The following is a 13,385-nucleotide window of genomic DNA, read 5'->3' on the forward strand; positions in this document are numbered from 1 at the left end:
GCGGCCGGGCCCGGCTCCCGCCCGGTGGCGGGAACAGGGCCGGCGGATGCGTCAGGAGAGCTGGGGGATCACGGCCTTGACCTTGCCCGTGATCTCGGCGGGCAGCGGGACGTAGCCCTTCTGGCCGATGGCCTGCTGGGCCTCGTCGCTGATGGTGTAGGTCAGGAAGGACTTGAGGGCGGGCAGGCTGGCGGGCTTGTTGCCCTTGTCGCAGACGATCTCGTACGTGACCAGGACGATCGGGTAGGCACCCTCCTCCTTGGTCGCGTAGTCGAGGTTCAGGGCGAGGTCGCTGCCGGTGCCTGCGACCTGGGCCTTCGCGAAGGTGTTGGCGGCGTTGGCGGCGTTGGCGTCGACGGGCTTGGAGGCGCCGGTAGCGACGGCGGCGCTCTTGAGGTTGTTGGTCTGGGCGAAGGACAGCTCGACGTAGCCGATGGAGTTGTCGACCTGCTTGACCTGCGCGGCGACGCCGGCGCTGCCGTTGGCCGACTGGCCGCCCTTGCCCGCCCAGGTCTTGCTCGGCGGGTACGGCCAGGCGCCGCCCGAGGTGGCGGCGAGGTAGGCGGTGAGGTTGGCGGTGGTGCCGGAGTCGTCCGAGCGGTGCAGCGCCTGGATGTCGGCGTCCGGCAGCTTGGCTCCCGGGTTCAGGGCGGCGATCGCCGGGTCGTTCCACTTGGTGATCTGGGAGTCGAAGATCTTGGCGATGGTCGGACCGTCGAGGACGAGGTTGTCGACGCCCTCCACGTTGAAGACGATCGAGACCAGGCCCGCCACCATCGGCAGGTCGATGCCCTGGCCGCCGGTGCAGACCGCCTTGGTGGCCTCGACCTCCTCCGGCTTCAGCGCCGAGTCGGACCCGGCGAACGCCACCTTGCCCTGGATGAACTGCTGGACTCCGGCGCCGGAACCGCCACCGCCGTAGTTGACGGTGATCTTCGGACAGGCGGCGCTGAAGGCGTTCTTCCAGATGTCCATCGCATTGGCCTGTGCGGTCGAGCCCGCGCCCAGCAGCTGCCCGGAGCCGTCGCAGGCGATGGCCGCGGTGGTCTGCTGGAGGGGGGCGGGCTCGGTCGAGGTCTCGTTGTCCGACCCGCAGGCCGACCCCGACAGCAGGAGGACGGCCACGGTGGCGGCACGGATCAGGGTCTGGTGGCGGGGGGAGGCGGCCTGGACAGGCATCGTGGTCTCCTGGGTGACAGTCAGCGGGTGACGCGGCCAATATCGGCTCCGGCGCAGCCCTGCCGCCCCGCGACATGCCGCCGACCGGCCCGGGACCACGCCGACGGCGGCCCTGCGAAGGGTCCGCTCACCGGCCCAACTGACATGCAACACCGCGGAGATGATCTGCGTTCACCTGGACGCAAGATCTGGTTCATGCTCCGGCCCGGGCATCGCACCCGGACGTCACTGCGACCGCCGGCGACGGCCCCGCAGGGCACACCATTCCTCCACAGATGTGCGCACGCCGTGAAGTTCATGCGTGCTGACCCCTTGTCAGACCAATCATTCCTACCTACCGTCGTGAATCAGGACCCCGGCCCGATCGGGACCGGTGGTTCCGCGACGGCCGCGACCCGCGCCGCCGCCGGACGCACGACAAGACCTGGAGGCGTCACATGCCCGCAGCCATGCTCGAAGAGGTCCGCGACGCTGGCCCGCTCGCCATCGACGACGAGGCCATCGCGTTCGAGGACGACGACCGCAGCGACCACGACGCCACGGCGTGCCTGGCGGACCCGTGGGTGACCGCGACCACCCACTACGCCTGCGACTTCAACTCCTGACGGTGGCCGAGTCCATCGCCGGCCCCAGCGGTTGGTCCGACGGCACCTGGTCGTACCTGAACGATCCGCGGATGCCGGCGATGGACCACGGTTGGAAGCTCCACATCTCGGCCCGGCCAGGCGAACTCGACGCCGTGATCGGCCTCGTCCTGCCGGTGCTGTCGTGCCACGTCTGCCACGCGAAGTGGGCCCGGAGTCCGGAGACCCTGCGCGAGATCAACTCCGGTGCGTCGAGCGCGGGTGTGGTCGGGAAGGCCATCACGGTCTATCCGGCACCCGGCGCTTTCGTCGCACTCGCCGACGAACTCGTCGCCCTGCTGCGCGACCGGGAGGGTCCGCCGATCGTCAGCGATCGCCGGGTCGATCCGCACTCCCCCGTCTACTACCGCTACGGGCCCTTCACCGGCGACTACCGGACGGGCCGGAGCGGGCGGCTGGAGTCGGTCATGGTGGGCCCGGACGGCCAGGCCTTCGACGGCCTGGCCAGCGGTTCGTACCGGTGCCCGCCCTGGGCCGAGGACCCCTTCGAGAACCGGCCCGGGCACGGAGTCCGCCCCCCGCAGGGCCCCGCCGGATTCGGCGGCGGACGCTACCGGGTCACCGGTGGCATCGCCCGCAAGCCGCACGGCAACGTCTACCGCGCGGTCGACCGGACCACCGGGCTGGCGGTGGTCGTCAAGCAGGCGCGGGCCTTCGTGGCCGAGGACGAGTCCGGCGCCGACACCCGCGACCGGCTGCGCAACGAACGGGCGGTCCTCGCCGCGCTCGACACCGTCCCCGGGGTGCCCCGCGCGCTCGACTACTTCCGGCACCACTCGGACGAGTACCTGGTGATGACCAGCTGCGGCGACCGGGACCTGCGGCGGGAGGTCCAGGAGAACGGCCCCTACCGGAGCGACGCGGCCCGGCCAATGCGCACGCTCGGCGATCTGGCCGCGCAGCTGATCCGCGTCCTGGACGGCATCCACCGGCGGGGCGTGGTCGTCCGCGACCTCAAGCCCAACAACGTCGTGCTCGACGCCGCCGGCCGGTGCCATGTGATCGACTACGGGATCAGCGCGCTGAACGGCAGCAGTCCGGACGGCTCCACCCCCGGCTACAGCGACCCGGTCCGCCGCCGGTCGGGACCGGCCGAGCCCGCCGACGACTACTACGCCCTCGGCGCGACCCTCTGCTTCGCCGCCACCGGCATGGATCCGGTGATCGTCGACACCGACGCCGCCGTCAACCGGGACCGCACCCTCGCCGGCCTGTCCTGGGCCCTTCCCGGCGACGAGCACCGGTGGATCCGGGCGGTCGTCGCCGAGCTGACGAGCCTCGATCCGGCCGTACGGACCGCGGGCGCCGACCGGCTCCGGGCCGGCGAGGCCCGAGAGGCCGGAGAGACCGAAGAGGCCGCGGCAGCCAGGACGACCGGGGCAGCCGCAGTGGCCGCGGCGTCCCGAGCGCCCCGCGGCCCCGACCGGATCCGGTTCGACGACGGCCTGCTCGACGAGATCATCGAGCACACGACCGCGTTCTGCGTCGACGAGGCCCACCGGATCGCCGACCCCGAGCTCGCCGCACGCGCGGCCGTCCCGACGCCGATCGACGTCTACGGCGGAAGCTCCGGGCTCGGCCTGGAGCTCCTGCACCACCTCCACCGGAGCGGGGTGCGCGAAGCCGTGGACGTCCTCGCACAGTGGACGGCGCGCCAGTCCAGGACCCTCTCACCGGGCTTCTACTCCGGCCGCACCGGCGTCGAGCTCTTCCTCGCCGAGGCCGGGGCGGCACCGGACGCCGCGGACGCCGTCCCGGGCGATCACCCGGCCCTGCCGGCCCGCGGACCCGCCGGCGGCCCACCCGAAGCGGACCTGATCGAGGGCGTCGCCGGTATCGGCATCGGCCGGCTGCTGCTCGCCCGGCACGCCGCCGCGGGCGGCGACAGCCCGCGCGCCGACCGGCACCTCGCCGTCGCCGCCGCCTGCGACCGGCTGCTGGCCTCCGGCACCGCCCGTCTGACGCCCGCCGGCGCCGACCGGATCGGCAGCGCCGCCCTGCGTGAAGGCCTCGCCCACGGCGAGGCGGGTGTCGTGTACTTCCTGGTCGAGTACGCGGCCACGACCGGCGACCCCGCCGCCCTCCGCAGGGCCGAGCGCGCCTGCGCCGGCCTCGCCGCCCTCACCCCGGGCATCGTCGCGGCGGCGGCCCGCCCCGGAGCGACCCGCCGCTACGGCTCGTGGTGCCGGGGCCTGGCCGGGATCGGGGCCGTGCTCGTCCGGGCCGCCGACCGCCTCGGCGAACCCGAGTACCTCGTCCTCGCCCGCCGGGCGGCCCGCACCTGCGCCGCGCTGGCGCCGCGGATGCCGCTGGTCACCCAGTGCTGCGGCCTGTCCGGGGTCGGCGACCTGATGGTGGACGTCGCCCTGGCATCCGGCTCCGAGGAGTTCTGGGACGCCGCCGAGACCGTCGCCGCGATCATCCTGAGCCGCAGCGGCGGCACCGCGTCGCGCCCGGTGTTCCCCGACACCGGTCTGACCCGGCCGAGCGCCACCTGGGCCGGCGGCTCCGCCGGCGTGCTGGGCTTCCTCCGACGGCTGCACGACCGGGACGGCCCCCGCCTCGGCCTCGTCGGCTGACCGGCGACGTGGCCGCCGGAGGCCGCGCTCAGAGCACGCCCACCAGCACGATGACCAGGGCGGGCAGGGCGATGAAGACGGTGCCGAGGTAGACGGCGAGGACCCACCGGTGCTCGGAGGCGACGCGGGCGAGGTTCTCGGCGCAGAAGAGCGGCACGGGGCGCAGGAACGGGATCACGTAGATCACGACGATCGCGAACAGGTTGTAGATCAGGTGCACGAAGGCTGCCTGGAGGCCGATCTTCGCGTCCTGTCCGACGCCGGCGAACGCCGCGAAGACCACCGTGAACGTGGTGCCGAGGTTGGAGCCGACGACGACGGGATACACCTGCGCCGGTGTCAGGATGCCCGCTCCGGCGAAGGGGACCAGCACGGACGTGGTGATGGTCGAGGACTGGGTGACGACGGTTACCCCCATGCCCGACGCCATGGCGAGGTAGGCGTTGCGGCCGACGGCCTTGATCAGGACGTCGCGGGCCCTGCCGACCATCAGCAGTTTGAGCAGCTTGCCGAGGTAGCGGACGGCGACCAGGATCAGCACGGCGCCGATCACGATGGTGAACAGCGGGCCGAGTGTGCTGCTGACGTGCGACGTCGCGTGGATCACTCCGTGCTCCACCGGCCTGGTGGCTGCCCGGACGAAGTTGAAGTGGGCCGGGTTCGGCAGCCAGTCCGCGCCGTACAGCGCATCGGTCAGCGACCCGCTGATGTGTTGCAGCGGATGCCAGATCAGCTCGATCGGGAAGAAGATCAGCAGCGCGAGCCAGTTGTAGAAGTCGTGGACGGTCGAGGCGCCCAGCGCCCTGCGGAACTCCGCGCGGTTGCCGATGAAGGTCAGCGCGACCAGGCTCGTCGTCACGGTGGTGCCGACGTTCGCGCCCAGGATGATGGGGATCGCGCCCTGGATGGGCAACGCGCCCGACCCCACGGCGGTGACGGCGATGGCCGTCGTCGTGGTCGACGACTGGATCAGGACCGTGCCGAGGACGCCGACGCTCAGCCCGACCCACGGGTTCGCGGCGAAGGCGAACATGGTGTGCGCCGCGTCGCTGCCCAGCCCCGCGAAGCCGCGACTGATGATGCTCACGGCACAGATCAGCAGGTAGATCAGCCCGGCGACACCGCACCAGCCGAGGGCCTTGGTCCAGGTGGGGAGCTCGACGGCCTCCGCGCCGTTCCCGGCCGCGGGGGCTGTGCGCGCCGGGTCACCGGAAGGGCTCCGCCCGGGGACGTCACCGTCTCTGTGGCTGTTGTCCGGCCCGCTGTCGGATGCGGCTTCCGCCATGGACCAAGGCTACGAGCTCCTGATCAGCGACGCGCGTGGCTGAGCGCCGTACGTGTGCATCGGACGGCCGGCGCCGGCGGCGGCCGGGGGACGGCACCGGGGAGTGTCCTACGCCGTGACGCGCAGGTTGGCCAGGAGGGTGGCACCGTCCGGGGTGGTGGCGAGGACGCGGCCGGAGCGGTGCCAGTGGGTGACGGCGTCGGCATGGCGGCGCAGCCCCAGGGTGGGCGGCTCGGCGTGCGGGACGAACACGGTGGCGGTGGGCGCGGTGCCCGGCCCGCTGCCGGTGTGGACCAACACGCCGCTGCCGTCGGGGCCGGGTACGGCGAGCGCCCAGTGGTTGCCGTCGGAGGTCGGGCCGTAGGGCGCGAGGCCGTCGACGACCGGGTCGGCGGCGGGGCGGGTGAAGGGGTGCTCGGCGATCCAGCGCAGCCCGGTCCGGCCGCGCGGCCCGCCGTCCGGGGGCGCCCCGACGCCCGCCTTCAGTTGCTCCCCCACGGGCTCCTCCCCCGCGACCGGGTGCGCGGTGAGCAGGCCGCCGCAGGCGAGCGCCGCCGACCGGCCGGGGCCGGGGCCGAGTCCGTCCAGCCGCAGCCGCGAGCGCAGCTCCCAGCCCGGCAGGTCCCAGCGCCAGAGCTCGACGAGCGCCGAGCCGTCCGGCACCGGCGAGAGCACCATGCCCGCGCACCCGGTTGCGGTGCGCGAGAGCGCGCCCACCAGCCGCTCGCCGTCGCCCAGTTCGCGCCAGACCACGGTCGGCCGGGGCGCGAGCGTGTCCAGCACCGCGATGCCGTCCTGGTCGACCGTGATCAGGTGACGGCCGTCGAAGGAGGGCACGATCTGCCGCGCGCGCAGCGTCGTCCAGGGGCGGACCGAGCGGGTGGCGAGGTCGAGCCGGGAGATCTCCCGGGCCTGGCCGTAGCGGGCCACCAGCAGCGCGGCACCGCCGTGGTCGGCCGGCACCAGCTGGTCGGCGGGCACGTCCCAGCGGGCCTTGGTGCGGCCGTCGGGGGCGAGCAGCCGGACGCCCGCCTGCCCGCAGGCGACCAGGACGGCGCCGGAGCCGAGCAGGACGGCGTCCAGCACCGGCAGCGTCCCGGGCCGGTCGGCCGCGACATGGGCGTGGACGGTGGTGCCGCCCGTCGGGCGGGCGGCCCGGCGCGGACTCGCCAGGTCGGCGGCGGCCAGCGGATCGGCCCGCTTCAGCAGCAGTTGGTACCGGGCCTGCGCGTCCGGCTCGCCGAGGGTGCCGCCGAAGCCGCCGTCGCGGACGACCGCGCGGGCCGCGGCGGTGGCGAGTTCGCGGTCCGCCGCCGGATCGGCAGCCGGGAGCTGCGCCAGTGCGGCGGCCAGCGCCGAGCGGCCGGTGGCGAAGCCGTCCCCGTCGCCGTCGAGGACGGCCACGGCGAGGGCCCGGGTGGACTCGCCCGCGCCCAGCGCGAGCAGGTACGGCAGGGCCCGGCCGCGGGTCGGCCCGCCGAGGGCGACCGCATCGCGCAGATCGGCGGCGGCCGTCGGGCGCAGGTCCTCGTCCGGCCAGAGGGCCTCGACGGCGCCCAGGTGGTCGCCGGCCTCCCGGCAGTGGGCGGCCCAGGCCCGGCGCAGCTCGCGGGCGGCGGCCGGGTCGTCGGCGGCGAGGCGCCCGACGGCCGCGGCGAAGGCGGCCCGGCGGTGGGCGACCCGCAGGGCGCGCTCGCGCTCGCCGGCCCGCCACCAGAGCCGGACCACGAGGTCGGCGGCGAGGTCGCGGCCCTCGGCCAGCTCGGCGGCCCGGCCGCTGCGGCCGTGCCGGTCCAGCAGGGTGACCGCCTCGGCCGGGGCGTTCAGCAGGTCGGCGAGGACGAACGCCGCCTCGTCGATCCGGCCGGCGCGCTCCAGCTCCTCGGCGGCGCGGCGGTAGAGGGCGGCGAGGTGCTGGTGGACGGTGGGCCCGGAGAGCGGCGAGGCACCGCCGGCGGTGCCGACGTGCGGGGTGGGGCGGAGGGCACCGGTGTGGCGGCGGGGCAGGCCGAGCGCGAGCCAGGGCCGGTGCTCGGCCGGCCGGTCGCCGGCCAGCCGGACCGCGTCGCGCAGGGCGGACTCCCACCGGCGCTGCTCGAACGCCCGGGTCAGCTCGCGCAGGTAGCGGGCGTGGCGGCCGCGGATCAGCGCGCCGGCCGGGCTGCGCAGCGCCAGGCGGGCCAGCAGCCCGCCGAGGAACGGGCCCGGGGGCCGGCGGCGGGCCGACCGGGTCGTCGGCGCGGGCCCGACCGCGGAACCGGTCGTCGAAGCGGAACCGGTCGTCGAAGCGGCGCCCGCGGCCGGAGTGCCCGCACCGGCGGCGCGGGTGCCGGCAAGGGCAACGACCAACCCCGCGGCGAGCCCGGCCAGCAGCGGTGCAGGGTGTGGGCTCTGCTCCCCCGTCAGGTAGGCGAAGGAGCCGACGAGGAGCACGCCGACGGCCACCACCGCGCGGAGCACGCGGGCGACGACGCCGGGCGGTCCGGTCCGCCGCGTCCGGCGGTCCTGCCTGCCCGGGGACGGCCGGCGCAGCCGTCCGGCCCACGACGGCAGGCCGAACCGGCCGGCGGACCGCCGCCGTCCGTCGGCCCGGTGGTCCCCGTTCCCCTCGCTCTCGGTGAGCCGCCGGGCACGTTCGCTGCGGGGCCCGATGCCGGCCGCCGCGCGCAGGTCCGGCCGGGGGCGCTGCGGCAGGTCCTCCTGGACGGGGACGGCCTCCGGTTCGGCGGGGCCGACCGGCCGCGGGCGGTGGAGGGTGAGGCCCGACGGGTCGAGCCAGCCGGACGGGTCCAGCTCGGGCAGGGCGGACAGCCGGTGCGCGACCGTCACCCCGCCTGCGGGGACGGCGAGCCGGCCCGGGTCGGCGGCCGCCGGGTCGGCGCCCACGGCGGCCAGGGCGCCGCTGCCGGTCCGCACCACGGGCAGGCCGGGCGCCCGGTCGGCGCGGGCCTCGACCGGGTCGACGAGGGTGAGCAGCCAGCGGCCGTCCGGCAGTTCGTGCAGCGCGGCGCCCTCCTGCCAGCCGGCGAGGACGCGTTCGGCGGCCTCGGCCGTGCCGATCACCGGCGTGTCGAGGACGAAGCCGGCGGCGGTGACGGTGGCGCGGAACTCCGCGCCCGGGGTGGCGCTCACTGCGTGCTCCCGATCTGGAAGTGGACCCGGCCGGTGCCGGCGTCCCCGATCAGGATCAGGCCGGCCTCCTTCTCGACGGCGATCAGCGGCTCGCTGGGGTGCAGGGCGAGCGGCCCGAGGCCGCCGGAGAAGCGGCTCAGCGTCCGGACGCCGTCGGCGCGGACGCTGCGCACCGTCCGACCGTCCCGGCTGGAGGTGATCAGGGCGGGCTCGCGCCCAGTGACCAGGCCGACCACGTCGGCGTGCTCGCGGAAGGAGATCCGGCACTCCTTCCCCAGCTCGTCCCGCACCTGCCAGGACCGCCCGTCGTCCGACCAGGCCTGCGTGCCGTTGCTGTGCAGGAAGTGGCGCGAGCCGACGGCCTCGAACAGCGGCAGCGGCATGGTGAACAGCCGCGGTTCACGGAACGGGTTGAACTGCTCGCGGTCGTGGGTGCCCCGGCCGGCGGGGCCGTCCGGGGTGGCGGTGCCGTCCGGTGCGATCCGCCACCAGCGGCCGGAGAGCGGCAGCAGCAGGTCCTCGCCCTCGCGCAGCAGCGGCAGGACCGGTCGGGCGAAGTGCTCCGACACCGCGTCCAGGTCGGTGTCGAGGTCGGCGAGGTCGACGGTGTAGCCGCCGGGCTCGCCGAACGGCCGGCCGACGACGTGCGGGACGAGCCGGTCGCCCCGGACGTGGAGGGCGATCAGGCGCCGGGCCATGCGCCCGGCCGCGAGCACGGGCCCGGGCAGGTCGTGGCGGCGCGCGCGGACGGAGAGCGTCCGGCGGTGGTCCGGGTGCGGCAGGTTGACGGCGAGCAGGGTGCCGGGCTCCGCGCCCCGGGCGATCAGGGTGCGGGCGTCGTTGGGGAAGGCGGGCAGCGCTCGGCCGTCCGTCGCCCAACGGCGGCCGGGCCGCGCGGCGGCGGTCGGCTCCGCGCGCCGGAACTCGGTACCGCGCAGCGCCCGGACGGCGATGTCGCCGGTGGGCAGCGGGAGTTCGGCGGCGGCGCCGTCGAGCCGGACGAGGACGCGGTCGGCGCCGTCGGCGGACCACCGGGCCGGTTCGCCGGTCAGTACCCGGGGCTGGGCGGGGAGCCGGCCGGCGAGGCGCGGCGAGGTGAGCAGCCAGGCCTGGTCGGCGTCGTCGAGGGCGGCCCGGGAGCGCCGCACGTCCTCGGGGGTCGGGTCGGCCGCCCGGCGGGCGGCGAGCCAGGCCGGCAGCAGCTCGGCGAGCTCGCCGGTGAGACAGCGGCCGGACGGGTCGCCGAGGACGCCGACGACCAGTTCGGTGCCGCGGGCGGCGGCGCGGCGGTGCAGGACGAGGAGCGCGGCGAGCTGGACCAGCCGCCCGGCGCCGGCCTGGGTGGGGCCGGTGTCGACCAGGGCGGCGATCCGGCCGCGCCCCGCCGGGGTCCGGAACTCGGTTGCCAGGTGCAGCAGTTCGCCGTGGGCGAGGCGGCGGAGGAACTCGTCCGGGAACTCGTCGGCGAGCAGCCACTCGGAGGGCAGCAGCTGGTCCGGCCGGCCGGTGCGGGCCAGGCCGCCGACGCCGTCCGGCTCGCCGGTGGTGTCGGCGACCGGCTCGTGGCCGCCGACCAGGGTGTCCAGGCGGAGCAGCAACGGGCCGAGGGCGAGGGCGAGTTCGGGGCTGACCGCGGAGAGGGTGGCGGCCCACGGCGCGAGGGCGGCGGGCAGGCGGCTGCTCGTCATCGGCGGACGCTCCGCGGCGCGGAGGTGGGTGCGGCGGTGGATGCGGAGGTGGGTGCGGAGGTGGGTGCGGCGGCGGCCGGAGCTCCGGCCGGAGACGGGCCGGACGCGCTCCCGGCAGCGGACGCGCTCCCGGTGGCGGACGCGGCGAGGCCGGCCAGGGCGTCGAGCGCATCCGGGGAGGTGAGCGGCGGGGGCGGGTCGGCGACCAGGGCCCGGCCCGGGACGAGGGCGCAGAGCCGGCCCTCCGCCGCTCCCAGGGCCCGGCGCCAGAGCGCGGCGGCCGGCCCGGGGCGGGCGGTGGTGGGGACCAACAGGCCGGCGTCGCGGCCCAGGTAGCGGGCGCCGTCGGCCCACGGGAGGTCGGCCTCCGGGCCGAGGACGAGCAGGGCCCGCTCGGCGGCCGGCAGGCTCGGGTCGTCGTCGACGAGCACGCCGAGCCGGGCGCCGGTGCGCAGCCGCTCACGGGCGGCGGCGGCCAGGGCGGGCACGGCGTCGCCGAGCGCGAGGACGGCGGCCGCAGGCAGCGGTGGCTCGCGGCGCTCCCAGCGGAGCGGGAAGGCCGGCGGCCGGGCGCTCGGCCCTACGTCGGCCCGGTGGTGGGCGTCCGGCCGGGCGGAGTCGTGCGGGTCGGCCGGGGACGGCGGCTGAGCGGTGGTCACGAGGGCGCGACCGCCGCGACCAGGTCGGCGCGTATCCCGGCCAGGGCGGCGGGGAGGTCCGCCGGGTCGAAGCCGGCGTCGATCTCCCGCAGCGCCGCCTCCAGCCGCAGCCGCGAGTCCCGCCCGGCGGGGAGGCCGCGGTGCTCGGCGAGCAGCGCACTGCCGGCCCGGGCCAGCCGCTCGGCGCGCGCGGCCGTGCTGCGGGACAGCTCCTCGGCGGCGTGCGCCAGACTGCGGTTGGCGGCCTTCTCCACCAGGTCGGCCAGGGTGTCGCGGGCCAGCGCCTGGGTGTCGGCGGTGGGCGCGATCAGCGGCAGCACCCACAGGTCACGCGCGGAGGCGGTGGTCCGGCCGTCCAGCACGGCGGCGGCCGCGACCAGCTGCTGGGAGCGCACCGCCCGCCGGTCGCTGAGCGGCACGCCGGCGCTGCGCAGGCGGCGCAGCGCGGTGCCGAGCAGCGGGGTGACGTCGTCGAGGTCGCAGGTGCGGGCGGCGGTGGCGAGCCGGTCGACCGCGCCGAGCAGGTCGCCCGGAGCGGCGGGGGCGGCCGCCGGGCGGCGGCCGGCCTCCAGCAGTTCCTCCAGCCGGGCGTCGGCGACCGGCTCGACGAAGACCCGGGCCAGGAAGCGGTCGGCGAAGGCGGCCAGGGCCGGGTCCTCCGGCAGCCGGTTGGCGGCTCCGACGCAGACCCGCAGCGGGCTGTCGAGGACGGTGTGGCCGCGGCGGAAGACCCGTTCGTTCAGGAGCCCGAGCAGGGTGTTGAGCACGGCGGTGGAGCCGAGGAACACCTCGTCCAGGAAGGCGATCTCGGCCTCGGGCAGCATCCCGGCGGTCTCGAACTCGACCCGGCCCTCGCGCAGCCCGCGCAGGTCGACGGGGCCGAAGAGCTCGTTCGGCTCGGTGAAGCGGCCGAGCAGGTACTCGAAGTACCGCCCGCCGAGCTGTCCGGCGATCCGGCGCACGGCCTCGGACTTGGCGGTGCCGGGCGCGCCGACGACCAGCAGGTGCTCCCCCGCGACCGCGCAGAGCGTGACCACCTCGGCCACCGTCTCCCGGTCGACCAGGCCGCGGCCGGCCGCCGTCACGGCCGCGCCGACCAGCTCGGCGTCGGCAGCCACGGCGGTGGCGGCAACGGCCGGAGCCGGCCACGCTGCTGCGCCTGCTGCCGGCGCCGCGGGGGGAACGGTGGTCGAATCGGCGTTCGTCTCGGTCACGAGCACCGGAGTCTACGGGCCGTGGATCAACACCCACCAACGGGTTTCCGGTCCCCGGTGGCCGGAGTGGCACACCGGGCGGCCGGATCGGCGCTCGGCCTGATCGGCGCTCAGCCAGATCGGCGCTCGGCCCGAACGTCGGTCTCGACGTGAAGGGCCCGGAGCAGGCCGTCCGCCGACCCGCCGCCGCGCGGACGGCGGGTCGGCGCCGCGCCGTCGGCGGACCGGGGTAGGAATGACAGCCGGGACCGGAACACGGCAAGGCCGACAACAACGGCAACGGCAACGGCAAGGCAGGTGCACGGTGGACCGGCACATCACCGCACAACTCCACGAACTCCGAACCGAGTTGGCCCCGAACGGCGACCAGCCCGCACTGGTCCGGGCCCTCGCCTCGGGCGAGGCCCCGCTCGCCGCGCTCGCCGAACTCGCCGCCCAGCAGCAACGGATCATCACCTCCGACCGCCGCAGCCTGCTGCTGCTCGCCACCCGGTGTGCCGACCGCCCGCTCGGCGCCTGGTTCGCCACCCTCGCCGACGGCGAGAGCGCGGCCCTGCGCACCCTGCCGGCACTCTCCGCCGCCTGCGGCCTCGGCCCGGACGAGACCGCCGCCCGCCCGCCGCTGCCCGGCTGCCAGTCCTACCCCGCCTACCTGGCCTGGCTCGCGCTCAACGGCCGGCCGGCCGCCGTGGTGGCCGCACTGGTCGCCAACTTCACCGCCTGGGGCCGCTACTGTGCCGCCCTCGGCGATGGGCTCCGCCGCCACTACGGCTTCTCCGACGAGGCCTGCGCCTTCTTCGACTTCTTCGCCCGGCCGGCCGACGCCCTGGAACAGCAGGCCGCCGACGCCCTCGCCCCGGAATCCCCGGGCGGCAGCGACTTCGCCACCGCGCGCGAGTACGGCACCCTCCTGCAGGCGTACGAGCAGCTGTTCTGGGAGACGCTGGCCGCCGCCCACCCCGTCACCGCCCGGGCCACCCGCCCCGGCCGCTGAGCCCCCGGGCA

The 13,385-nt window shown here is 76.3% G+C and carries 9 protein-coding genes; 3 read left to right on the forward strand and 6 right to left on the reverse strand.

Annotation, left to right across the window (positions count from 1 at the left end):
• Nucleotides 1–51: 51 nt before the first annotated feature.
• Nucleotides 52–1,179 (reverse strand): phosphate ABC transporter substrate-binding protein PstS, encoded by a 1,128-nt coding sequence (gene pstS / locus ACIPSC_RS08780; RefSeq protein WP_400824304.1) that lies wholly within the window; start codon nt 1,177–1,179, stop codon nt 52–54.
• 437 nt (nt 1,180–1,616) lie between these two features.
• Here pstS and ACIPSC_RS08785 point away from each other — a divergent pair, with 437 nt between their 5' ends.
• Both ACIPSC_RS08785 and lanL read left to right on the forward strand, forming a co-directional pair.
• Nucleotides 1,617–1,784, forward strand: coding sequence for an SflA family class IV lanthipeptide (locus ACIPSC_RS08785; protein WP_400824305.1), 168 nt, complete (start codon nt 1,617–1,619; stop codon nt 1,782–1,784).
• Nucleotides 1,785–1,786: 2 nt separating this feature from the next.
• A complete protein-coding gene (gene lanL / locus ACIPSC_RS08790; RefSeq protein ID WP_400824306.1) occupies nt 1,787–4,402 on the forward strand; it encodes a class IV lanthionine synthetase LanL in 2,616 nt (871 codons plus the stop codon).
• A gap of 28 nt (nt 4,403–4,430) precedes the next feature.
• Here lanL and ACIPSC_RS08795 read toward each other — a convergent pair whose 3' ends face one another.
• The 5 genes from ACIPSC_RS08795 to ACIPSC_RS08815 all read right to left on the reverse strand — a co-directional run bounded on the left by ACIPSC_RS08795 (nt 4,431) and on the right by ACIPSC_RS08815 (nt 12,380).
• Entirely contained in the window at nt 4,431–5,687 is a 1,257-nt protein-coding gene (locus ACIPSC_RS08795; protein ID WP_400824308.1) for a Na/Pi symporter, read from the reverse strand.
• Nucleotides 5,688–5,795: 108 nt separating this feature from the next.
• Nucleotides 5,796–8,819 (reverse strand): bpX6 domain-containing protein, encoded by a 3,024-nt coding sequence (locus ACIPSC_RS08800; protein ID WP_400824309.1) that lies wholly within the window; start codon nt 8,817–8,819, stop codon nt 5,796–5,798.
• Nucleotides 8,816–10,507, reverse strand: a complete 1,692-nt coding sequence (locus ACIPSC_RS08805; RefSeq protein ID WP_400824310.1) for a hypothetical protein — start codon at nt 10,505–10,507, stop codon at nt 8,816–8,818. The genes ACIPSC_RS08800 and ACIPSC_RS08805 overlap by 4 nt, the downstream gene beginning before the upstream one ends.
• Nucleotides 10,504–11,166 (reverse strand): hypothetical protein, encoded by a 663-nt coding sequence (locus ACIPSC_RS08810; RefSeq protein WP_400824311.1) that lies wholly within the window; start codon nt 11,164–11,166, stop codon nt 10,504–10,506. Before ACIPSC_RS08810 ends, ACIPSC_RS08805 begins: the two co-directional genes overlap by 4 nt.
• Nucleotides 11,163–12,380, reverse strand: coding sequence for an AAA family ATPase (locus tag ACIPSC_RS08815; protein WP_400824312.1), 1,218 nt, complete (start codon nt 12,378–12,380; stop codon nt 11,163–11,165). The genes ACIPSC_RS08810 and ACIPSC_RS08815 overlap by 4 nt, the downstream gene beginning before the upstream one ends.
• A 304-nt stretch (nt 12,381–12,684) precedes the next feature.
• Between ACIPSC_RS08815 and ACIPSC_RS08820 the strand changes: the two genes are divergently transcribed.
• A complete protein-coding gene (locus ACIPSC_RS08820) occupies nt 12,685–13,374 on the forward strand; it encodes a transcriptional regulator (protein ID WP_400824313.1) in 690 nt (229 codons plus the stop codon).
• Nucleotides 13,375–13,385 lie beyond the last annotated feature (11 nt).

Source organism: Kitasatospora sp. NPDC090091, from assembly GCF_044747365.1.
GTDB lineage: Bacteria > Actinomycetota > Actinomycetes > Streptomycetales > Streptomycetaceae > Kitasatospora.

Coding starts and splice junctions, on each gene's coding strand:
- pstS (WP_400824304.1), bottom strand. CDS start 1,179: ATGCCTGTCCAGGCCGCCTCCCCCCGCCACCAGACCCTGATCCGTGCC.
- ACIPSC_RS08785 (WP_400824305.1), top strand. CDS start 1,617: ATGCCCGCAGCCATGCTCGAAGAGGTCCGCGACGCTGGCCCGCTCGCC.
- ACIPSC_RS08795 (WP_400824308.1), bottom strand. CDS start 5,687: ATGGCGGAAGCCGCATCCGACAGCGGGCCGGACAACAGCCACAGAGAC.
- ACIPSC_RS08805 (WP_400824310.1), bottom strand. CDS start 10,507: ATGACGAGCAGCCGCCTGCCCGCCGCCCTCGCGCCGTGGGCCGCCACC.